At 64.4% G+C, this 21,927-nt stretch carries 21 protein-coding genes and 1 pseudogene; 2 read left to right on the top strand and 20 right to left on the bottom strand.

Annotated elements, in window-relative coordinates; all coding sequences use genetic code 11:
- On the bottom strand, positions 1–1,369 hold a 1,369-nt coding region (locus tag ACFC3J_RS15985), incomplete at its 3' end, for an ATP-binding protein (protein WP_375197110.1).
- 147 nt (positions 1,370–1,516) lie between these two features.
- Between ACFC3J_RS15985 and ACFC3J_RS15980 the strand changes: the two genes are divergently transcribed.
- Entirely contained in the window at positions 1,517–2,644 is a 1,128-nt protein-coding gene (locus ACFC3J_RS15980) for an acyltransferase (RefSeq protein ID WP_375197109.1), read from the top strand.
- Here ACFC3J_RS15980 and ACFC3J_RS15975 read toward each other — a convergent pair.
- From ACFC3J_RS15975 to ACFC3J_RS15925, 11 genes and pseudogenes are all read right to left on the bottom strand, one after another.
- Positions 2,612–3,628 carry an LLM class flavin-dependent oxidoreductase gene (locus tag ACFC3J_RS15975; RefSeq protein ID WP_375197108.1) on the bottom strand — a complete coding sequence of 339 codons (1,017 nt, stop codon included), beginning with the start codon at positions 3,626–3,628 and terminating at the stop codon, positions 2,612–2,614. The genes ACFC3J_RS15980 and ACFC3J_RS15975 overlap by 33 nt on opposite strands.
- 53 nt (positions 3,629–3,681) lie before the next feature.
- Positions 3,682–4,122: an Hpt domain-containing protein gene (locus ACFC3J_RS15970; protein ID WP_375197107.1), complete on the bottom strand. Its 441-nt coding sequence runs from the start codon at positions 4,120–4,122 to the stop codon at positions 3,682–3,684.
- Between the two features lie 92 nt (positions 4,123–4,214).
- A complete protein-coding gene (locus ACFC3J_RS15965) occupies positions 4,215–4,430 on the bottom strand; it encodes a sulfurtransferase TusA family protein (protein ID WP_375197106.1) in 216 nt (71 codons plus the stop codon).
- The gene (gene der / locus ACFC3J_RS15960) at positions 4,417–5,787 is read right to left on the bottom strand and encodes a ribosome biogenesis GTPase Der (protein ID WP_375197105.1); all 1,371 of its coding nucleotides are present in this window, start codon (positions 5,785–5,787) and stop codon (positions 4,417–4,419) included. The genes ACFC3J_RS15965 and der overlap by 14 nt, the downstream gene beginning before the upstream one ends.
- Before the next feature lie 113 nt (positions 5,788–5,900).
- Positions 5,901–7,244 (bottom strand): PQQ-binding-like beta-propeller repeat protein, encoded by a 1,344-nt coding sequence (locus ACFC3J_RS15955; RefSeq protein ID WP_375197104.1) that lies wholly within the window; start codon positions 7,242–7,244, stop codon positions 5,901–5,903.
- A 14-nt stretch (positions 7,245–7,258) separates the two neighbouring features.
- A complete protein-coding gene (locus tag ACFC3J_RS15950) occupies positions 7,259–7,957 on the bottom strand; it encodes a tetratricopeptide repeat protein (protein WP_375197103.1) in 699 nt (232 codons plus the stop codon).
- 74 nt (positions 7,958–8,031) lie between these two features.
- Positions 8,032–8,904, bottom strand: coding sequence for a 3-methyl-2-oxobutanoate hydroxymethyltransferase (gene panB / locus ACFC3J_RS15945; protein ID WP_375197102.1), 873 nt, complete (start codon positions 8,902–8,904; stop codon positions 8,032–8,034).
- A gap of 129 nt (positions 8,905–9,033) precedes the next feature.
- A pseudogene (locus tag ACFC3J_RS15940) lies at positions 9,034–11,510 on the bottom strand (TonB-dependent receptor).
- Between the two features lie 170 nt (positions 11,511–11,680).
- Positions 11,681–11,869 (bottom strand): YezD family protein, encoded by a 189-nt coding sequence (locus tag ACFC3J_RS15935; protein ID WP_375197101.1) that lies wholly within the window; start codon positions 11,867–11,869, stop codon positions 11,681–11,683.
- Between the two features lie 100 nt (positions 11,870–11,969).
- The gene (locus tag ACFC3J_RS15930) at positions 11,970–12,638 is read right to left on the bottom strand and encodes an RBBP9/YdeN family alpha/beta hydrolase (protein ID WP_375197100.1); all 669 of its coding nucleotides are present in this window, start codon (positions 12,636–12,638) and stop codon (positions 11,970–11,972) included.
- A 174-nt stretch (positions 12,639–12,812) separates the two neighbouring features.
- Positions 12,813–13,178 carry a PRC-barrel domain-containing protein gene (locus ACFC3J_RS15925; protein WP_375197099.1) on the bottom strand — a complete coding sequence of 122 codons (366 nt, stop codon included), beginning with the start codon at positions 13,176–13,178 and terminating at the stop codon, positions 12,813–12,815.
- A gap of 85 nt (positions 13,179–13,263) precedes the next feature.
- Here ACFC3J_RS15925 and ACFC3J_RS15920 point away from each other — a divergent pair, with 85 nt between their 5' ends.
- Positions 13,264–13,695, top strand: coding sequence for an OsmC family protein (locus tag ACFC3J_RS15920; RefSeq protein WP_375197098.1), 432 nt, complete (start codon positions 13,264–13,266; stop codon positions 13,693–13,695).
- Here the strand turns inward: ACFC3J_RS15920 and ACFC3J_RS15915 are convergent.
- From ACFC3J_RS15915 to atpA, 8 genes are all read right to left on the bottom strand, one after another.
- Complete coding sequence (locus tag ACFC3J_RS15915; protein ID WP_375197097.1) at positions 13,687–14,550, bottom strand: DMT family transporter; 864 nt, start codon at positions 14,548–14,550, stop codon at positions 13,687–13,689. The two genes, ACFC3J_RS15920 and ACFC3J_RS15915, sit on opposite strands and share 9 nt — an antisense overlap.
- 128 nt (positions 14,551–14,678) lie before the next feature.
- Positions 14,679–15,491, bottom strand: a complete 813-nt coding sequence (locus tag ACFC3J_RS15910) for a class I SAM-dependent methyltransferase (protein ID WP_375197096.1) — start codon at positions 15,489–15,491, stop codon at positions 14,679–14,681.
- A gap of 109 nt (positions 15,492–15,600) precedes the next feature.
- Positions 15,601–17,127, bottom strand: coding sequence for a CpaF family protein (locus tag ACFC3J_RS15905; protein WP_375197095.1), 1,527 nt, complete (start codon positions 17,125–17,127; stop codon positions 15,601–15,603).
- Positions 17,128–17,372: 245 nt separating this feature from the next.
- The gene (locus tag ACFC3J_RS15900; protein WP_176591603.1) at positions 17,373–17,627 is read right to left on the bottom strand and encodes an ATP synthase F1 subunit epsilon; all 255 of its coding nucleotides are present in this window, start codon (positions 17,625–17,627) and stop codon (positions 17,373–17,375) included.
- A gap of 52 nt (positions 17,628–17,679) precedes the next feature.
- Entirely contained in the window at positions 17,680–19,125 is a 1,446-nt protein-coding gene (gene atpD, locus ACFC3J_RS15895) for a F0F1 ATP synthase subunit beta (RefSeq protein ID WP_007683648.1), read from the bottom strand.
- A gap of 21 nt (positions 19,126–19,146) precedes the next feature.
- On the bottom strand, positions 19,147–20,031 hold the full coding sequence (locus ACFC3J_RS15890) for a F0F1 ATP synthase subunit gamma (protein ID WP_375197094.1): 885 nt from the start codon (positions 20,029–20,031) through the stop codon (positions 19,147–19,149).
- A gap of 3 nt (positions 20,032–20,034) precedes the next feature.
- Positions 20,035–20,661, bottom strand: a complete 627-nt coding sequence (locus ACFC3J_RS15885; RefSeq protein WP_375197093.1) for a LysE family translocator — start codon at positions 20,659–20,661, stop codon at positions 20,035–20,037.
- Positions 20,662–20,677: 16 nt separating this feature from the next.
- Positions 20,678–21,927 (bottom strand): F0F1 ATP synthase subunit alpha (atpA, locus tag ACFC3J_RS15880; RefSeq protein WP_375197092.1); only part of this gene is annotated, 1,250 nt, incomplete at its 5' end.

Raw genomic sequence — 21,927 nt, 5'->3', positions numbered from 1 at the left:
GGTGCAGCTGCCAGTACGCCAGGGTCCGGCCCCGCGCATCGCCGCGTCCATCTTCATCCTGATCGTCGAAGACATCGTCATGGCGAATCGAGAAGAAGGGACGCACCTCGTCCACCGCCTGACCGCTGCCCGTGGTGGAGGACGGGATATAGCGATGCGCCTCCTCGCAGACCAGCAGGATCGGCCGCTGCGGCTCGTCGCGCGCCCAGATGGCATAGTCGAACACCAGCCGCGACAGCACCGACACGACGACGGAGGTAATGTCGGAAGGCATGGCCGACACGTCGATGATCGAGATCGGCTTGCCGCCCGCGGGCAGGCGGAAGATCTTGGCGATGAATTCCTGCATCGAGTCCGCGACCAGCATGCCGGAGAACATGAAGCTGTAGCGCGGATCGGTCTTGATCTCGTCGATCTTGGTCTTGAGCCGCATATAGGGCAGCGATCCGGTGCCCTTGTCCAGTTTCCCCATCTCATTCTGGAGAATGTTGGTGAGGTCGGACAGCAGATAGGGGACCGGCGAATCGACCGTCAGCCGTCCGATGGCTTCTGCGAGGCGATTCTTCGAACGCGCGGCGAGCAGGCATTTTGCGAGAATGTCGCAATCGACCGTGCGTTCGGAACCTTCGGAGGTGACGAACACCTCGCAATGCTCCTCGAAATTCATCAGCCAATAGGGGAGGGCAAGGTTGTTGACGTCGTAGACCGCGCCATTTTGCTGGAAGGCGGCGCCATATTCGCCATGCGGGTCGATCATGACGATATGCCCTTCGGGCGACAGGTCGCAGATCCGGTGCAGGATCAGGGCGGCGCTGGTCGACTTGCCCGTGCCGGTCGATCCCAGCAGCGCGAAATGCTTGCCGAGCATGGAATCGACATAGAGCGCCGCGCGCGTGTCGGTCGTGGGGTAGACGGTGCCGATCTGCACATGGGGGCGGTCGTCGGCCGCATAGATCTGGCGCATGTCCTCGCTCGACACCGGATAGACCTCCGTGCCGGGCGTGGGGTAGCGGGTGACGCCCCGGCGGAAGCGGTAGATGCGCCCGGTCAGCTTTTCCTCGTCGCCCTCGCCCAGAAAGTCGATGTCGGCGATGATGCTGGCACCGTCCCGCCGGTCCATCGTCATCGTCCGGACGCTGGCGATCAGCCACACATTGCCGACGCGCATCTTCACCTGGCTGCCGACCTGACCCGCCATCGCGATGCAGGGGTCGGCGTCATGGGCGAGCGCGGCGATGCGGCCGGCGTCGATGATGAGTTTCGAACTGGACCCTGCAATCTGGAAGACCATGCCCATCGCGTCTCTGGCTGCCGACAGGGCATGCGGTTGGGCGCTGGCGAAATGATCTGCACCGTGCATATGGGTCATGAGCCTTTATTCCCCCTCGACCGGACCGGATTCCGGCACGTTGGGCCGATTTAGCCCGCGACTGGTAAAGATTATGCTTATCTCATCTCGGAAATCGGCGCGGCGGCTGACCCGCGCCATCGCGCTGAAAGGAACCGGGTGTCGGCTTTGGCCATTGAAACAGGGGCGGAAAATCGGAAGGATCGCGCTGCTGTCGCGCTGGCGGCGCGGCGATCCGATGCGATCGCCGTCGCGCGCGTCATCTGCATATTGGGCGTGGTCTACGTCCATGCCTGGACGGGTCTGAACGGCCATGATCTGGAAAGCCTGCGGGGGACGCCGCAAGACAGTCTGCGCTGGGCGCTGATGGAGATTTTCGGGCGCAGCGCGGTGCCGCTGCTGGGCCTGATTTCCGGATGGCTGGTGGCGGGCTCCTCGCGCACGCAGGACTGGCTGCGCCATGTGGGGCGCAAGGCGCGCACGATCCTGTTGCCGATGATCCTGTGGAACGGGCTGGCGATTCTGCTCGTGTCGGGCGCGGCATGGATTTTGGGCTTGTCCGCCCCGGTGCCTTCCTCGACCGGCTGGATGTTCGAGGAATTGTTCATTGTCAGCCGGAACCCGGACATCAACGTCCAGATGCCGTTCCTGCGCGATCTCTTCCTGTGCATGGTCGCAGCGCCGCTGTTCGTGCGGCTGCCGGGCTGGGCGCTGGGGATGATCGCGGCGATGGCGGCGCTGTCCCAGATCATGGGCTGGGGTCCGCCGGTGCTGATGCGGGCATCGATCCTGTTCTTCTTCGTGATGGGCATAATTGCCCGGCGCGAAGGGCTGGCCGACCGCGTGGCGGCGTTGCCCTGGACGGTGGCGGCCCCGCCCTTCGTCCTGCTGATGAGCGCGCAGCTTTTCGCTTCGCTGCATCCGGGCGCCGACGGGTCGGGCATGGGGTTGCCAGTGCTGGAGATGGCGGCGCTGGACATGGCGGTGCGGGTCGCGGCGGCGCTGTTTTTCTGGCGGCTGGCATGGAGCCTCGCCGCGAGCGGGGCGCGGGGAATGCTGCTGCGGATCGAGCCTTTCGCCTTCTTCCTCTTCTGCTCCCACCTCATCCTGATCTGGCTGGGCGGGCCGGTGCTGGGCGCGCTGTTCGGCAAGCTCGGTTCGCCCTTTTACCCCGCCTATCTGCTGGTGCAGCCCCTGCTGGTGCTGGTGGCTGTGATGGTGCTGGGATCGTTGCTCAGCCGGGCGTCGCCGCGGGTTGCCCGATTATTGAGCGGCGGCCGCCTCATGGCCGCCTGACACCGCCCGGGCCGCGGCCATGGCGATTTCGAGGCTGCGCTTGCGAGCGTCGAAATCGTAGATCTGGCCGCCCAATATGACCTCGTCCACCTGCGTCCGGCGGATGAAGGCGGAAAGATCGCGCTCGATATCGGCCTGGGTGCCGATGGTGGATGCGCTCAGCACGTCGGCCAGCATCGCCTGCGCCGGGGGCGGCAGGCTTTCATAATAGCCGGGCAGGGGTGGTTGCAGCTTGCCCGGCTGGCCAGTGCGCAGGCGGACGAAGGCCTGTTGCATGGAGGTGGCGACAAGGCGCGCCTCTTCCGCTGTGTCGGCCGCGAAAACGTTGAAACCCGCCATCACATAGGGATATTTGAGCTGGGCCGACGGGCGGAAGTCGCGGCGGTAGATGGCGATCGCCTCGTCCAGCGCGCCCGGCGCGAAATGGGAGGCGAAGGCGTAGGGCAGGCCAAGCGCCGCCGCGAGTTGCGCGCCGTAGAGGCTGGAGCCGAGGATCCAGATCGGTACGTCTTCGCCTGCGCCGGGGGTCGCCTGAAAGCCGAGCCGGGCGTCGCCCGCGAAATAGGCTTGCAATTCCATGACGTCGCGTGGAAATTCGTCAGGGCCGCCGGTCAGGGTGCGGCGCATTGCCTGCGCCACCCGCTGGTCGGAACCGGGCGCCCGGCCCAGCCCCAGATCGACGCGTCCGGGAAACAGCGCGGCGAGCGTCCCGAACTGCTCCGCGATCAGCAGCGGCGCGTGATTGGGCAACATGATGCCGCCCGCGCCGATGCGGATATGGCGGGTCGCCTGACCGATATGCGCCAGCACCACCGCGGTCGCGGCCGATGCGATGCCCGGCATGCCATGATGTTCCGCCACCCAATAGCGGTGAAAGCCCAGAGCTTCGGCATGGGCGGCAAAGGCGGCGACGCGGCCGAGCGCTTCGCCGGGCGTGCTGCCTTCGGTGACGGGGACGAGGTCCAGAACGGAAAAACGGGTCATGGCCCGGATATGGGGCACTGACCCGTTTTATTTCAATACCTAATTGACGCAGTTCAGACGGCGCGGCCGAAACCCTGCGCCGGGCTGTCGACGCGGCGGCCGAAGCCGGTGGGCCGACGGGCCACCAGCGGATTGGAGTCGCGGTCGAGCAGGGCCATCGTTTCGGTGAAGCAGGGGCGCAGCGCCACCACATCCTCGATCAGCTCATCGGGGGCTTCGCGGGTCTCCACGCAGCGGCGGGCGACCATTTCGATCTTTTCCGCCATGCCGCTCAGGCGATGGGCGCCGAACTGGGCGGATTCGCCCTTCAGCGTGTGGGCGGGGGTGACCAGCGCCGCAGCGCTGTGCGCGCGGATGGCCTCCTCGATCGCGCCGATCGCCTTTTCGCCATCTTCCCGGAAATAGCCCAGAATCCGCAGGAAAGCGGTGCCCAATTCCGATCGGGACTTGGCAAACTCGGTCCAGTTGACCAGATCGGCCTCTTGATATGACACCTTCGCGACACTCCCTGTCTTGCCGGGGGAGGATAGGCGCTGCGCGTAAACGCCGGGTTAAGCCATATCAGCCCTGATATGGTCGCAGAGCTTCAGACCGGCCGGGTAAGGGCGAAAAAATGCGGTCGGTCGCTCGTCAGGCTCCAGCCCTGCTGCCGGGCCAGCGCCTCCAGCTCGCCGGGCGCGATGGGATCGTCCGCCTCGATGGTGACGGCGTCCGCCGTGCGCATGGCGCGGGCGACCCGGAGCGCGGGCCAGGGGCATTTCATCCCCCTGGCGTCGATATGCGCCGGATCACTTGCTGGCATAGGGATTTTTGGCGCTGCGCAGCGTCAGCCGCACCGGCACCGCGCCGAAGCCCAATTCCTTGCGGATGCCGTTCACCAGATAGCGGCGATAGCTTTCCGGCAGTTCGTCGAGCCGGGTGCCGAACAGCACGAAGGTCGGCGGGCGGGTCTTGTTCTGGGTGATGTAGCGCAGCTTGATCCGCTTGCCGCCCGGCGCGGGGGGCGGATTGGCCTCCAGCGCGCGTTCGAACCAGCGGTTGAGGATGCCGGTCGAGACACGCTGCGACCAGGCGGTGCGGGTTTCGAAGGCGACGCGGATCAGGTCGTCCAGCCCTTTGCCGGTGGCGGCCGAAACGGTCATGATCGGCACGCCGCGTATCTGCGCGAGCCCGTCGGAAAGCGCCTGCTTGATGCCCTGATAGAGCGCCGAGCCATTTTCCACCGTGTCCCATTTGTTGAGCGCGATGACGAGGGCGCGGCCTTCCTCCAGCACCCGGTCGGCGATGCGCAGATCCTGCGCCTCCAGCCCGCGGGTGGAATCGAGCAGCAGCACCACCACTTCGGCGAAGTTCACAGCGTTCAGGCCGTCCGAAACGGCGAGTTTTTCCAGCTTGTCCTGCACCTTGGCGCGCTTGCGCATGCCTGCCGTATCGATCAGCCGGACGGGGCGTTCCTGCCCGTCGGGGGCGGTCCATTGCCAGTCGACGGCGATGCTGTCGCGGGTGATGCCCGCTTCCGGTCCGGTCAGCAGGCGGTTCTCACCCAGCAGGCGGTTGATGAGGGTCGACTTGCCCGCATTGGGACGGCCCACGATCGCGAGCTTGAGCGGGGCGGCTTCGAGATCCGCCTCGCCCAGTTCGGTCTCCTCCTCTTCCTCCACCTCACGGTCGATATAGGGGAGGAGCGCCTGGAACAGATCGGCCAAGCCCTGGCCATGTTCGGCGGAGAAGGGGATGGGGTCGCCCAGTCCCAGGCTGAACGCCTCCATGACGCCATCGTCGCCGGCCTTGCCTTCCGCCTTGTTGGCCATCAGCACGACGGGAGCGTCGCCCTCGCGCAGCCAGCGGGCGATTTCCTCATCCAGCGGGGTAATCCCCGCGCGCGCGTCGACGACGAACAGCGCGACGTCGGCATTTTCCACCGCCGCCTGCGTCTGCATGCGCATCCGGCCCGGAAGGGTCTGCGGATCTTCATCCTCATAACCGGCGGTGTCGATGATGGTGAAATCGACGCCGAGCAGGTTAGCCTGCCCTTCGCGCCGGTCGCGGGTCACGCCGGGCTGGTCGTCGACCAGCGCCAGCTTCTTGCCGACGAGCCGGTTGAAGAGGGTGGACTTGCCCACATTGGGCCGCCCGACAATCGCAACGGTGGGCAGCATGTGGCCCGTTTCCTTAAAATAGTGGTGCTCCTGCGCAGGCGAAGGGCCAGTTCCCGCATCGGGACCGGACCTCCGCCTGCGCAGGAGCACGCTTGTCTACAACATTGATGGCGTTAACGGAACGCCGTCAGCTTGCCGTCATCGGCCAGAATATAGAGCGTGTTGTTGGCGACCACCGGCGAGAGCGACATGGATTTCTTCAGGTCAACTTCCGCCTGGAGCTTGCCGGTCGTGGGATCGACATAGTTGAGGTCGCCATGGGTGGATACCAGAATCAGGCGCCCGCCCGCCAGCACCGGGCCGGTCCAGCGGATCGCCTTGTCCTTCTTCTTTTCCTTCTGCCAGCGGCGCAGCTGGCTGATCCAGCGGATCTTGCCGGTGGCGCGGGCGACGCAGAGCAGCTTGGCGTCGCTGGTGACGGCGAACACCCATTCGCCCACGACCGAGGGCGTGGAGATGCCGGCGATGTTGATTTCCCAGAGGCGCTGCCCGCTCACCAGTTCGTAGGAGGCCATGCGGCCGCCCTGGCCGATGGCGAACACCCGACCGCGGTCGATTACCGGGTCGGCGTCAATGTCGGTCAGCGATGCGACGGCGGTGGAAATGCTGGTGCGCGAGAGAGCGTCGCCCCAGAGGGTCCGGCCATTTTCATAGCGATAGGCGGTCAGTTCGCCCGAGCTGTAGCCCGCGATCACCGTGCCCTGCGCCGCGGCGGGGGCGGCGACGCCGAAAATGCCGGTAACCTGCAAGGTGCCGCTGTCGGTCCACTGGACGGCGCCGTCGGACTGGTTGAGGGCGAAGATCTGATTGTCCTGCCCCATGACATAGACATGGCCGTTGGCCAGCGTCGGCGCGCCGCGCAGCGGGCCGCCGGGGCGCTTCTTCCACAGGATTGCGCCCGTATTGGCGTCCAGCGCGGCAACATCGCCGACGCCGGTGCTGGCGTAGAGCTTGCCGTCGATGACGCTGACGCCGCCGCCGAACAGGGCGCGGCCGCTGCCTTCGGCGGGGAGGGGCGTCTGCCACAGCCGGGCGCCGCTGTTGGCGTCGAACGCGATGACCCGCGCATCGGCGTCGATGACATAGAGCTTGCCGCCGACCACCACCGGAGCGGAGGCGAGGCGCGCCTGCGGCGTGCTGCCCGCGATCGACGCGCTCCAGGCCTGCGACGGCGACGCTGCGAGCGCCAGATTGCCCATGGTCTTGGCCGGGCTGCCGCCGGGCTGCGACCATTGGTCATTGGCATAGGGTTCGGGCAGGGTCACGGGGACGTCGGCCAGCGTGGGATCGACCTCCACGCCCTGCTCATTGCTCAGGATCGAGGTGCGCTTGCCCACCACCGGGGTCTTGGGTCCGCCCTTCTTGCCCCCGATCACGCCGCAGCCGGCGAGCAGGCCGACCATCATCGCAACGGTCACGGCGCGACGGGCGCCCGCAAATTTCGTCATGCTGTGCATCCTCAAGCGCCCTATCATCCCTTGACCGGTTCGGCGGGCGTTTCCACCGCATCGACACCCAATAAACCTGCCATCTGTCGCGCGCGTGAACGGATCGACTGGGGCACATTCTGATCCTTGGCCATGGCGGCGAACAGCGGACCGGCCAGATCAGGCTTGCGCATCTTCATATAGGCGATGGCGACCAGTTCCCCCGCGCTGCCGAACCATGGCGCGCCCTCTACCGCCAGCGGCTTCAGCCGGTCGACGACCTGCTGGGGTTTGAGGCTTTCATATTCCAGCGTCGTCTGGCGGATCAGCGCCAGATCGCGATAGGGCTGGTCGAGCGCGCTGTCATTGGCCATGGCCTGATAGGCGGCGATGGCGGTCTTGTTGTCGCCCTTGCGCGCGGCGGCGCCTGCCTTCACCAGCAGGGCGGACGCGCGGAAGCCGGGCTGGCTGGCGTTTGCCAGCTTTTCCAGTTCCTTCGCATCGGGCGTGCCGCCGCCTGCGGCGGTGGCGATCACCTTGTCCATTTCTTCTGAAACGGCCTGCGACTGGGTCTTTGTGTGGTGCTGCCAATAGAGATAGCCCGCGAAAGCCAAAAGGCCCAGGATGACCAGAGCGACGATCGCGCGGCCGAAGCGCTCCCAGAAGGTCAGCAACTGGTCCTGACGGACGGCCTCGTCCACCTCGCGCATGAAGGCTTCGCTGTTTTGCGGCGTCAGGGCCAAGACCGTCTCCAGAAAATCGTCAAAAAAGGCACGCAGAAGGCGCGATCAATAGCGGCGCTTGGTGCTGAGGCAAATCACTTTTTGGGCCGATAGACCTGATCTTCGGTCGGAAAGTTCCGCTTTTTGACGTCGGCGGCATATTGGGCGGCCGCATTGCTGATGGTCTCCGCGATATTTTCATAACGCTTCACGAAACGGGGAACGCGCTCGAACATGCCCAGCATGTCTTCCGCCACCAGCACCTGGCCGTCGCAATGGGCCGAGGCACCGATGCCGATGACCGGCACGTCTACGCTGTCGGTGACGGCGATGGCGATATCCTCCATCACGCCCTCGATCACCATCGCGAAGGCGCCCGCCTGCGCGACGGCGCGGGCGTCGGAGATGATCTTGGCATGCTCCTCCTGGCTCTTGCCGCGCGCGCCATAGCCGCCCAGCGCGTTCACCGCCTGCGGGGTGAGGCCGATATGCGCCATCACCGGTATGCCGCGCTGGCTGAGGAAGGCGATGGTTTCCGCCATCGCCTCGCCGCCCTCCAGCTTGACGCCCGCGCAGCCGGTTTCGGCCATGACGCGGCTGGCGCTGGCAAAGGCCTGTTGCGGAGAGGCTTCGTAACTGCCGAAGGGCATGTCGACCAGCACGACGCTGTGATAGCTGCCGCGCACGACGGCGGCGCCATGGGCGATCATCATGTCGAGCGTGACCGGCAGGGTGGAGGGCAGGCCGTAAATCACCTGGCCCAGCGAATCGCCGACCAGCAGCATGTCGCAATGCGGGTCGAGCAGCTGGGCCTGCCGCGCCGTATAGGCGGTCAGCATCACCAGCGGTTCCTGCGTCTTCCCCTCGAACTTGCGGCGCTGGATAGCGGGCACGGTCAGCCGCTTCATCGGCGCGGGCGTGGGATGAGCGCGGCTGGTCGAGGTGTCGAGCGTGAAGGTCGTGGACATGGCCGCGCTCTACCGCAGCGCGCCTGCATGCGCAAATCATGGCGCAGGCCAGTTGGAGGAAGGCGGCATCAAAAAATGCGGGAGCGACAGGGCCGTGCCGCTCCCGCAGGGGGTGAACCTCGTGGAAAGTCAGAACGAGAATTTCAGCGTGCCGCCCAGGTCCGCGGGTCGCCGGGCATGCCTGCGATCAGGCCGGTGTTGCCGGGCGCGACCTGCAGATTGTCCATATAGTCGACGTCGAAGGCGTTGCGGACCCAGCCGAAGACATCGAAGCCTTCGCCACGGAAGCCAGCGCGGAAGTTGGTGAGGGCATAGCCCTTCACCTCGGTATAGATGGACGGCGAGGCGTTGCTGTTCCAGTGCGAACGGTAATTGCCGTCGACGCCCAGATAGATTTGCCCATCCTTGTCCAGCAGCGTGACCGGAACATTATATTCCGCGCCATAGGAGAAAGCCCATTTCGACACGCCGGGCAGGTCCTGGCCGGAAATGTCGCACTGGCGCGGGCTGAGTCCGGGCTGTCCGGGTGCGCCCGGTGTCTGGTTGCCGGTCACGAAGGTGCCGCCGGACAGTTCGGGCGGGCAGGGCGCGTTGGTGAACTTCTTGTACTTGGCGTCGGTATAGGCGCCGTTGGCATAGGCGGTGAAGCGATCGCTGGCGACGACCTTCAAGTCCGCTTCGATGCCCTGCGACTGGACCTTGTCCGCATTGGCGAGATAGCCGCGCACGGTGCCGAACTGGCCGCCGTTCACCGTCGCCTGGAAATTCTTGATCTCCGTGCGGAAGGCGGTGAGGTTGAAGGTCGCCCGGCGGTCCCAGAACTGGGTCTTCAGGCCGACTTCGAAATGGTTGACCCGTTCCGGCTTCACCGTGCCCGCGTCGTAGTTCACCGTATTGTCCGAATTGAGCGGCAAGCCATTCTGGTTGATGCCCAGCGTCTTGAAGCTCTTCGCATAGGTCGCATAGGCCAGGATGTCCTGCGCGATCTTGTAATTGACGTTGAAGTCGTAGGTGAAGTTCCAGGCGCTGTCGGACGGCGCGCTGAGCTGCGGCTGGTAGACGCCGCACTGCGCTGTCAGCACGGCATTGCCCTGTGTCGCGGTGGGCGCGCAACTGTTGATGACCGCGCCGGAGCCGGTGGTGACCACGCGCTGGTAGAAGCCCGACTTCTTGTCGTAGTTCAGGCGCGCGCCCGGCTGGATGGTCAGGGCGTCGGTCACCTTCCAGCTTAGCTGGCCGAACAGCGCCGCGCTGGTGCTCTTGAGCCACTGCGTGTTGGTCGCGGTCAGGCCCTGCAGGATGCTCGGATTCCCGGCATTCGCGCCGGTCAGGCTCCAGCGGCTGGCGTCCGCGCCCTGCTGCTCCGTGCCCTGGGTGTCGATCCGCTGCTTGAAGCCGAACAGGCCGACCACGAAGTCGATCTTCTGGCTTTCGTAATTATAGCGGAATTCCTGGCTATACTGGTCCTGCTGCGAGGGGTTCTGCGATTTCGACACGATCGACAGGCCGGTGAAGTCGCGGTCATTCTCCGGCTTCCAGTCCCAGAAGCGCCAGGCGGTGACGGAGGTCAGCGTACCGGGGCCGACATCCCACTTTATCTTGGCCGACACGCCGCCGATCTTGTTGCCAGCGTTCAGGTTGCTGTCGAGATCGGTCAGCCGGTCATAGGGATTGCGGCTGGGCACGGCATAGTTGCGGCCCGGATAGGCGGGGTTCGGGTTGGCGTTGATCGCCTTGACCAGCTCATCATATTGGCGCGTGATCGGGCGTTGCGTCGTGCCCACCCGCACGAACACGGTGCCGCAGCATTCCGGGTCCTGCTTGCTGTAGTCGCCCGACAATGTGAGGCTGAAATTATCGGTCGGCTTGAACAGCAATTGCCCGCGAAGGCCCAGATTGTCCTGCTCGTTGATCCAGCGCTGGGACGTGACGTTGTAGATCGTGCCCCGGCGGCTGGTCGTGGCGACCGCGATGCGGGCGGCGATCGTGTCTGACAGCGGGCCGGAAATGGCGGCCTTCGCCTGCTTGTAGTTGAGGTTGCCCGCGGTCAGTTCGGCGCGGCCCTCGAAATCGAAGGTGGGCTGGTTGGTCGTGATGTTGATCGCGCCTGCCGTGGTGTTCTTGCCGTAAAGCGTGCCCTGCGGACCGCGCAGCACTTCGACCTGGCTGACGTCGAGAAAGTCGAAGGTCGCGGCGGCGACACGGGAATTATAGACGTCGTCGACATAGATGCCGACGCCCTGCTCGAACCCGTCGCTGGTCAGGCCGAACGGAACGCCAAGGCCGCGGATGTTGACCGAGGTGTTGCGCGGATTGGTCGTATAGACCTGCAAGGTCGGCGCCAGCTGCTGGAGCTTCACGACGTTGAAATTGCCGGTGGCTTCGATGCTGTCGCCCTTGATCACCGAAATCGCCAGCGGCACTTCCTGCGCCGTTTCCTGACGGCGGCGGGCAGTGACGATGATCACTTCGCCGCGAGGGCTGCTTTGCTCAGCGCTGTCGGCGGGATTGTCCGCCGTGGGCTGAGGCGCGTCCTGCGCAGAAGCATTGGACGCAATGATGGATGCGCTTGCCACGCCGGCAAGCCACAGGAAACGCGCAATCATGATAATTCCCCTTCCGGATGTCCGGTGAAATTGATCGCGGCATTTCCGGCGGTCCGGTCAAAGCCGATGGTCTTTGGGAATGGTAAATGTGGCCCACCCCTTGCCACTCATTATCCAACCCGCCTTGAGACGGGCCTTGTTCAGCGACCCTGTATGGCCCCCGTCCGCGATCAGGCGGTCAGGCGCGTCTTTTCCGTAACGTCGATCTGGACCACGCGCGCGTCATGGACGGTGAGCGTGACGGAGCCGAAACGGAGCGCCTCCAGCACAGCGCGCACCTTGTCGATGCTGAGCGCGATGTCCTGGCGCGGCCCGTCGCGGCCGTTCCGGGCAAATTCAATCGATCGGTTTTCATTCATAAGCACCTCGTCACCGCTCTTTATCTCAACTGTTATGGTAGACAAAAAAGCAAATATAAGGGGCGCTCAAGTTTCTCTTGTCGCGCCCCGGTTAAGCCGTTCAGCTATGAACCCGCAGTGCGGCCAGCCGTCGCTCCTGATGGGCCAGGGGGATAGCAGGACGCAGCTGACGCATGGCAGAGGCCTGCTCATGCGCGTTGTCGATCAGTTTTTCGAGCAGCGCCTGCCCGAAACGCCATTCGCCAAGTCCTGATTCCGCGTTGATATGGCCGCAATAGCCCGCATCGACGAAGCTGCTCCCCCAATTCTTGCCGATGCTGTGAGCGCGCTCGAAGAAAATATAGGGGTCGTTGCGGCTTGCCACGACGATTGAAGGAAAAGGCAGTTGGGCGCGGGGCGTGGGGCCGAAGCCGCCGATCGTTTCGGGCGTTTCCATCCGGTCGCAGTCGGGCGGCGCCACCAGCAACGCGCCGGTCACCGGCCAGCCATAGGCCTGACTCTGCAAGGCGCCCCACCAGGCAACCGCCAGACAGCCCAGACTATGGGCGGCCAGAATGATCGGGCCGTCGGCTGCGCGGATCGCGGCGTCCAGCCGGTTGACCCAGCTGTTGCGGCTGGGGCTGGCCCAGCTGCCCAGATCCACGCGTTCGCAATCGCCGCGCTTTTCTTCCCAAAGCGTCTGCCAATGGCCCGGGCCGCTGTTGTTGAGGCCCGGAATGGTCAGCACGACCGGCTGGCGCGCGTCTCCTGAATGTCCGAATCGCTCCATGGTCTCATCCTCGTCCTGTATGGGGGACAGACATAATTCTATTTATTAAGTAGACAATGGACAAGCGACAAAATGTGTCGGAAATTGGGCGGCCCGATTAATCTGAGGTTCAGGAAAAAGGAGCGCGCCGGACCCGGTCCGACGCGCTCTCTTCAAGTCATTGAAAACAGGCCGTTACCATGGATAGATCAGGCCATAATATTGGAAGACGCTGCGACCGTAGGTATCATTATAGTCAGGCCGCTCATCCGGAAGATGGCGGGGCGCATCTTCCAATATGTCCTTGGCGAGATCGACGACATAGCCGCCCTTGTCGGTGTCATAATGCAGCATCGACCAGGGCAGGGGATAATGATCGTGACCCATGCCCAGAAAGCCGCCGAAGGACAGCACCGCATAGCGGGCCTGTCCGCTCCGCTTGTCGACCATGAAATTGGAGATCCGGCCCAGCCGCTCGCCCGCGCGATTATAGACCGCCGTTCCTTCGACCCGGTCGGATGCGATCAGGTCGCCATGATTTTCCGTCACCGCGTCCGTCATTGTCACTCTCCTGCGAAATTCGCCTTATAGTGATGAAACCGCGGGGTGGCGGCGGGGTTCCTTGGATGAACAGAGGAGGAAAGTCATGAAGATCAATCGCAGCGGATCGGCGGTATGGAGCGGTGGCCTGAAGGACGGCAAAGGCGCGATCTCGACCCAGAGCGGCGCGCTGGACGCGCAGCCCTATGGCTTTGCGATGCGTTTCGAAGGGGTGCCGGGCAGCAATCCGGAGGAACTGATCGCGGCGGCGCACGCCTCCTGCTTCACCATGGCGCTGTCGCTGATTCTGGGCGAGGCCGGGCTGACGGCGGAGAAGATGGAAACCAATGCGGTCGTGACGCTGGAGCAGAAGGATGGCGGCTTTGCCATCACGGCGAGCAGACTGACGTTGAAGGCGACGATCCCCGGCGCGGACGATGCGCAATTTCAGGAACTGGCCGCCAAGGCGAAGGCCAACTGCCCGGTGTCCAAGGTACTGAACGCCGAAATCAGCCTGGACGCGGAACTGCTAGGCTGACGCCATGCGCCGGGTGCGGACATGTTCCCGCCAGGCGATGTAGAGCCCGCTGGCAATGATGAGGGTGGCCCCGATCCAGGTGCTGGAAAGGGGCCATTCCCCCCAGAGGAACAGGCCAAAAAGCGTCGACCAGATGATGGTGCTGTAATCCATGGGAAGCACGACCGACACCGGCGCCAGACGCAGCGCGCCCGTCATGCAGAGCTGCGCCGCGCCGCCGACAAGGCCCAGCAACCCGAGCAGCAGCCATGTCAGCGGATCATGCGCCTGCCCCACGAACAGCATCACGATGCAGAGCGGCGGTATGGATAGCGCCGTGAACCAGAACACGATCACGCCGGCCTTTTCGGTGCGGCCCAGATCACGCAGCAGCAGGCTGATGCAGGCGGTCATGACGGCGGCGGTCAGCGCGACGCCCAGACCCAGGGCAGGGAAATGCGCGCCGTCAGGGCGCACCATGACCAATATGCCGCAAAAGCCGAGAAGGATCGCAGCCCAGCGATGGGGACCCGTCCGTTCGCGCAGCAGCAGCGCAGACAGCAGGGTGGCGAAAATCGGCATGGAAAAGCCGATGGTGGTCGCTTCCGTGAGCGGCAGCAGCAGATAGGAGCCGAAATTGAGCGCCATGCCCGTCAGGCCGAGCGCCGTCCGGTTGACATGCGCGCCCAGGCGATTGGTTCTTACTGCACGCAGGCCGTCGGTCAACATGACCCAGAGCAGGATCAGCGGCAGAGCCAGGGCCTGCCGGTAAAAAAGCGTTTCCCCAAGATGCACGCCGCGCGCGCTGACGATCTTGCTGAGAGCGAACATGGTGGACAGAAAGGCCATGGCCGCCAGCCGCAGGCCGATGGCCATCAGTGGCCGCTCCTCCCGGGGGGAGGGCGGCGGCGGGATTTCCTCCGGCGGGCTGATGGGCGAAGGCGGTTGCACCGCCTCGCTTTAACCCGGCCGCCCGCCTGCGCAACCGCAAAGCCGCATTTCGCCTATTTTGCGGGTTTGCGGAATTTGAGCGTCATCCGGTCGCTTTCCCCGATCGCCAGATACTTGGCCCTGTCGGTTTCGCCGTTGCGCAGGGTTGGGGGCAGGGTCCACACGCCCTTTTCCCAATCCGCCGTGTCTTTGGGATTGGCGTTGATTTCCGACGACCCGGCATATTCGAAGCCCGCTGCTTCCGCGAGGCGGCGAATGGTCGACACTTTCAGATAGCCGCTGGTCTTTTCCAGCGCCGTGTCGCGGCTTTCGGGCAGGCGATGGTCGACGATTCCCAATGTGCCGCCCGGTTTGAGCAGGTCGTAAAAGGCCTTGAAGGTGGCCGTTTCCGTGCCGCCCATCACCATATTGTGCACGTTGCGGAAGGTCAGCAGCGTGTCGACGCTGCCCGCCGGTATCTGGCCGGCCTGATCGGGGAAGGGAACCAGCTTCACCCTGTCATAGACTGCCGGCTTGGCGGCGAGGAACGTCCTGTAGCCGTCCAGATAGCGCCCGGTCGGCTGAAGCGCGTAGAATGTACCCTTGTCGCGCAGCAGGGGCGCCAGAATCTCGGTATACCAGCCGCCGCTGGGGGAGTATTCCACCACGGTCTGACCGGGCGTGACACCGAAAAAGGCCAGCGTTTCAGCCGGATGGCGATAGGCGTCGCGGGCGATGTTGGCAGGCGTGCGGCTGGATGCGGCGACGGCGGCGGCGATCGGATCGGCGGCCTGATGGCTGCCATGTTCCGCATGTTGCGCGGCGAGCGGTGCGAGGGGGAGGGCGAGGCCGGTCAGCAACAGGCCCATGGGGGCGAGACGGTTCATCGGGAATCCTCTCTTTTCGGGGAGGCTCCCGATGTGCCTTTCGCGCGTCAGCGATGCAAGTCGAGCCGGAGGAAATTTGCCGCCAGCAACATAAAGTTACGCATCGGTCCTACAGGCAGGCTTCCAGGAAGGGCTGATCGAAGCCGAACTGCCGCGCCTTGTCCAGCGTATAGGGGCGCAGGCCCATCGAGCGATATTCCCCGATGATCTTTCCGCTGTCGTCTTCGTCATGATATTCGAACTTGAACAGTTCCTGCGTGACGATGACGTCGCCTTCCATGCCGATCACTTCGGTGACGTTGGTGACGCGGCGCGAACCGTCGCGCAGACGCTTGACCTGCACGATCAGGTCCACCGAGTCGGCGATCTGTTTGGAAATGGCTTCCTTGGGGATCTTGATGTCGCCCATCAGGATCATATTCTCCATACGGCCAAGGCATTCGCGCGGCGAGTTGGAGTGGAGCGTGCACATGGAGCCGTCATGGCCCGTGTTCATCGCGGCGAGCAGGTCGAAACATTCCGCGCCGCGGATTTCGCCCAGGATGATGCGGTCGGGACGCATGCGCAGGGCGTTCTTGACGAGGTCGCCGATGGTGATCGCGCCCTGACCCTCCAGATTCGGCGGACGCGTTTCCAGCGGCAGCCAGTGCGGCTGTTGCAGGCGCAGTTCCGCCGCGTCTTCGATGGTCAGCACGCGTTCGCCCGGGTCGATCATCTTCGACAGGGCATTGAGCATGGTGGTCTTGCCTGAGCCGGTGCCGCCCGAAATCACGATGTTGAACCGGCAGGCGCCCGCAATCTTGAGCGCGGTCGCCATTTTCTGGCTCATCGCTCCCCATTGGGCGAGCATGTCGATGGTGATCGGCTTGGCGGAAAATTTACGGATCGAAATGGCGGTCCCGCGCAGCGAAAGCGGTGGGACGATCACGTTGACGCGGCTGCCGTCGGGCAGGCGGGCGTCCGCCAGCGGCGTCGTCTGGTCGACGCGGCGACCGACCTTGTTCACGATGCGCTGGGCGATCTGGAACAGATGCTCCTCGTCGCGAAACTTGATCGGCGCGATCTGGAGCTTGCCCTTCTTTTCGATATAGGTCTGCTCCGGGCCGTTGACCATGATGTCGCTGACGTCGGGATCGGCGAGCAATTCTTCGAGCGGGCCAAGGCCCAGCAGCTCGTCCACCAGCACCTTTTCCAGTGCGAACTGCTCGCGCCGGTTGAGCGTCAGCTTAAGTTCGGCCAGCACTTCCATGATGATCGGCCTGAATTCCTCGGCCAGTTCATCCTTGGTCAGCGTCGCGGCGGCTTCGGGATCGACGCGTTCCAGCAGGCGGGGAAGGACCTGCTCCTTGATCTTGTGGACGGACGCTTCAAAGCCCTGCGGGCCGGTGTCCACGGCATGCTCGGCATTGGCGCGCTCGGACAGGCGTTGCATCGCATCGGCATTGCGCTGCATCTGGCTGGTCGGCGCAGCCAGCGGATCGAGGGGCGCTTCGCTGGGCAGGGACGCGATGTCGAGCGGAGGGAACTGGTCGCCGCCCTTGACCTCTTCGCGGGGGGCGCTGCCCTGCATCGGGCGGGCGATGCCGAAACCGGGCTTGATGCCGGCGGGTCCATTTTTCCGTCCAAACGCGCTCATGATTCTCCGCCGGAATGACTGGTATCAGCTATGTCTGACAAAGGTGAATAGGGCGGAAACTTTGATAAATGGCTAATGGCCGGCGCGCAGGCGCCGTGGCGAACGCTGGCCGGCGCCCGATCAACAGCCGATGATGCGGGGCGCCTTCCGGCAGACGATGGTCGTGGAACCACTGACGCAAAAAGGCCGCGTTCCGATAAGAACGCGGCCTTTTGCTGATGATGGGACCAATTGTCCGCGCCGTGTCAGCCGGCATGCTCCGCAAGGACGGTCAGGCCCTTTTCATTGACCTCGGCAAAGCCGCCGCGGACCGGGATGACTTCGGGTGCGCTGCCGGCGTTGGCGAAGATCTGGATCGCGCCGTCGCGGACGGTCGACATGAAGGGGGCGTGGCCTTCCAGCACGCCGAAGTCGCCATCGGTGCCGGGAACGACGACCTGATAGACCTCTTCCGAGCGGACGAGCTTTTCCGGGGTCACGAGTTCGAAATGCAGTGCCATTGTCTATGTCCTATGCCCCCTCCCCACTTGGGGAGGGGCGTCATGAGTTCGATCAGGCGGCTTCGGCAGCCAGCTTCTTTGCCTTTTCGATGGCTTCGTCGATGCCGCCGACCATGTAGAAGGCGTTTTCGGGCAGATGGTCATATTCGCCTTCGACCACGGCCTTGAACGACTTCACCGTGTCTTCGATCTGGACGAACTTGCCCGAGATGCCGGTGAAGACTTCGGCGACGTGGAAGGGCTGCGACAGGAACTTCTGGATCTTGCGGGCGCGGGCGACGGTCAGCTTGTCCTCTTCGGACAGCTCGTCCATGCCCAGGATCGCGATGATGTCCTGAAGCGACTTGTACTTCTGCAGGATCGCCTGAACCGCGCGGGCGGTTTCATAATGTTCCTGACCGACGACGCGGGGTTCCAGAACGCGGCTGGTCGAATCCAGCGGGTCGACCGCCGGATAGATGCCCAGTTCCGAAATGGCGCGGTTGAGAACGGTGGTGGCGTCAAGGTGCGCGAACGAGGTGGCAGGCGCCGGGTCGGTCAAGTCGTCCGCGGGAACGTACACGGCCTGAACCGAGGTGATCGAACCCTTGTTGGTCGAGGTGATGCGCTCCTGCAGCGCCCCCATGTCTGTGGCGAGGGTCGGCTGATAGCCCACGGCCGAAGGAATACGGCCGAGCAGGGCCGACACTTCCGCGCCCGCCTGGGTGAAGCGGAAGATGTTGTCGACGAAGAACAGCACGTCCTGGCCTTCCTGGTCGCGGAAATATTCCGCGATGGTGAGGCCCGACAGGGCGACGCGCGCGCGGGCGCCCGGCGGCTCGTTCATCTGGCCATAGACCAGCGCCACTTTCGAACCTTCGCTGATCGCGTTGCCGTCGGCGTCCTTGGCGATAACGCCGGCGTCGAGGAATTCGTGATAGAGGTCGTTGCCTTCACGGGTGCGTTCACCGACGCCCGCGAAGACCGAGGTGCCGCCATGGCCCTTTGCGATGTTGTTGATCAGTTCCTGGATGAGAACCGTCTTGCCGACGCCCGCGCCGCCGAACAGGCCGATCTTGCCGCCCTTTGCGTAGGGGGCGAGAAGGTCGATGACCTTGATGCCGGTGACCAGGATCGACGCGTCGGTCGACTGGTCGACGAACTCGGGAGCCTTGGCGTGGATCGGGGCGGAGAGGGTGGTTTCCACCGGACCGCGCTCGTCGATCGGCTCACCGACGACGTTCAGGATGCGGCCGAGGGTAGCCGGGCCGACGGGAACGCTGATCTGCGCGCCGGTGTCGGTCACTTCCTGACCGCGGGTCAGACCATCGGTCGAGTCCATCGCGATGGTGCGGACGGTGTTCTCACCCAGATGCTGGGCGACTTCCAGCACCAGGCGCTGGCCGTTGTTGCTGGTTTCCAGCGCCGAGAGAATCGCGGGGAGCGCATCGGGAAAGGTCACGTCGACGACAGCGCCGATGACCTGCGAAATGCGGCCTACATTGTTGGTGGTTGCCATGACTTCTGTCCTTGCCTGCACTTAAAGGGCTTCGGCGCCCGAGATGATTTCGACGAGTTCGGTGGTGATCGCGGCCTGACGGCTGCGGTTGTACTGAATGGTCAGCTTGTTGATGAGGTCGCCGGCATTGCGGGTCGCATTGTCCATGGCGGTCATCGAAGCGCCCTGTTCGGACGCGTTGTTTTCCAGCAGCGCCTTGAAGATCTGCACCGTGACGTTGCGCGGCAGCAGGTCGTCGAGGATCGCTTCCTCGCTCGGCTCATATTCCACCGTCGCGCCGATGGCGTTGCGATCGGCGTCCTCCGGGATCTTGACCGGGATGATCTGCTGCTCGGTCGGGATCTGGGCGAGGGCCGACTTGAAGCGCGAGAAGAAGAGGTGCGCGACGTCGAACTTGCCGTTCAGATACATCTGCGTCAGCTCATGCGCGATTTCCTCGGCCTGAGCATAGCTGGGTTCCTTCGCGCCGGTGGTGTCATACTGGGCGACGATCATGCCGGGGAAGGTGCGGTTGATGACCGGGCGGCCCTTGCGGCCCACCAGATAGAAGCGGACGGTCTTGCCCTGCTCGATCAGTTCATCGGCCTTGGCCCGGGCGGCCTTGACGATGTTCGCGTTGAACGCGCCGGCGAGGCCACGGTCGGAGTTGGCGACGACCAGCAGATGGACTTCATCCTTGCCGGTGCCAGCGAGCAGCGGGGAGGCGCCTTCGCCCGAACCGCCTGCGATCTTCGAGGCGAGGCTGGCGACGACCGCTTCCAGACGGCTGGAATAGGGGCGCGCGGCCTCGGCTGCGGCCTGCGCCTTGCGGAGCTTCGCGGCGGCGACCATCTGCTTGGCCTTGGTGATCTTCTGGGTCGACTTCACCGACCCGATGCGCAGCTTCAGTTCCTTGAGGCTAGCCATAGTTCAAACATTCCGAGCAAGGGCCAGACGGCCCGCGAGACCAAAGAAACCGACGCCCATGGCGCCTTCGAACCAGCGCATCGCGCTGCTCTGCCCGACCTTGCGCCCCGCCTTCGTGGCGAGGACGGCGAGAAGGGCGCACCAGACGAAGCCCAAACCATAGACGATCGCGATCAGCGCCATGCCCTGAAACGGCGCCTCCGGGCCGGTGCCGACGAACTGCGGCAAAGCGGCAAGGAAGAAGATCGCAACCTTCGGGTTCAGCACGGTGCTGATGAAACCCTGGGCGAAGGGCGATCCGCCGATCCGCAGCCGGGGCGCTTGCGAAACGGGCGCGGGCTTCACCGCGTTGCGGAGCATCGAAAAACCCAGCCATGCGAGGTAGATCGCGCCAGCGATCTTCACCGCCATGAACAGGCCCGGCACCGCATTCAGGACGCTGAGGAAGCCGAAGCCGCAGAGCGCCATGTAGAAGAGGCCGCCGAGCTGGATGCCGCCGATCGCCGCCATTCCCGCCTTCAGCCCGCGCCGCGCAGCGTGACCGGCCACCAGCATGGTGTCCGGTCCCGGCAGCAGCACCAGACCGATCGCCATGACGGTCCAGGCAAGGAGGGAATGGGCGGTCAGCACGTCTTAGGCGCCAGTCTTACGCAAAGGTCTTGCCGAACGAGTCCAGCGCGGCCTTCAGCTTCGCCTTGGGCTCGTCGCCCAGATCCTTGCTGTCGCGGATCGCGGCGAGGACATCGGCATGGTCGTGACGCAGATAGGCGAGCATCAGCTCTTCGTAACGCGTCACATCCTTGACCGGGATGCCGTCCAGATAGCCGTTGGTGCCCGCGAAGATCGACGCGGTCTGCTCTTCGAAGGGCAGCGGCGAGAACTGGGCCTGCTTGAGCAGTTCGGTGAGGCGCGCGCCGCGGTTCAGCAGCTTCTGCGTCGACGCGTCGAGGTCCGAACCGAACTGGGCGAAGGCCGCCATTTCGCGATACTGGGCCAGCTCCAGCTTGATCGAGCCGGAAACCTTCTTCATCGCCTTGGTCTGCGCGGCGGAGCCGACGCGCGACACCGACAGACCCACGTTAATGGCCGGACGGATGCCCTGGTAGAAGAGGTTGGTTTCAAGGAAGATCTGGCCGTCGGTGATCGAGATCACGTTGGTCGGGATGTAGGCCGACACGTCGCCGGCCTGCGTCTCGATGATCGGCAGCGCGGTCAGCGAGCCATTGCCGTTGGCATCGTTCATCTTCGCAGCGCGCTCCAGCAGGCGGCTGTGGAGATAGAAGACGTCACCCGGATAGGCTTCGCGGCCCGGAGGACGACGCAGCAGTAGCGACATCTGGCGATAGGCGACGGCCTGCTTGGAAAGGTCGTCATAGACGATCACGGCGTGCATGCCGTTGTCGCGGAAGAACTCGCCCATGGTGACGCCGGTGTAGGGCGCCAGATACTGGAGCGGAGCCGGCTCCGAAGCGGTCGCGGCGACGACGATCGAATATTCCATCGCGCCGTTTTCTTCGAGCTGCTTGACGATCTGCGCGACGGTCGAGCGCTTCTGGCCGACGGCGACATAGATGCAGTAGAGCTTCTTGCCCTCGTCGTCGCCCGCGTTGATGCCCTTCTGGTTGATGAAGGTATCGATCGCGACGGCGGTCTTGCCGGTCTGGCGGTCACCGATGATCAGCTCGCGCTGGCCACGGCCGACGGGGACGAGGGCGTCGATCGCCTTGAGGCCGGTCTGAACGGGTTCATGAACCGACTTGCGGGGGATGATGCCCGGCGCCTTGACTTCAACGCGCTTGCGCTCGGTGTAGGCGATCGGGCCCTTGCCGTCGATCGGGTTCGCGTCCGGCTTCGGGGTCGGGTCGTAGCCCGCGCTCGAGGAGTCGGCGTTGTAGG

Source organism: Sphingobium sp. (assembly GCF_041987595.1).
Taxonomy (GTDB): domain Bacteria; phylum Pseudomonadota; class Alphaproteobacteria; order Sphingomonadales; family Sphingomonadaceae; genus Sphingobium.
Note: the sequence above shows the minus strand (reverse complement) of the source record. Positions and strands in the feature narration are given on the sequence as shown.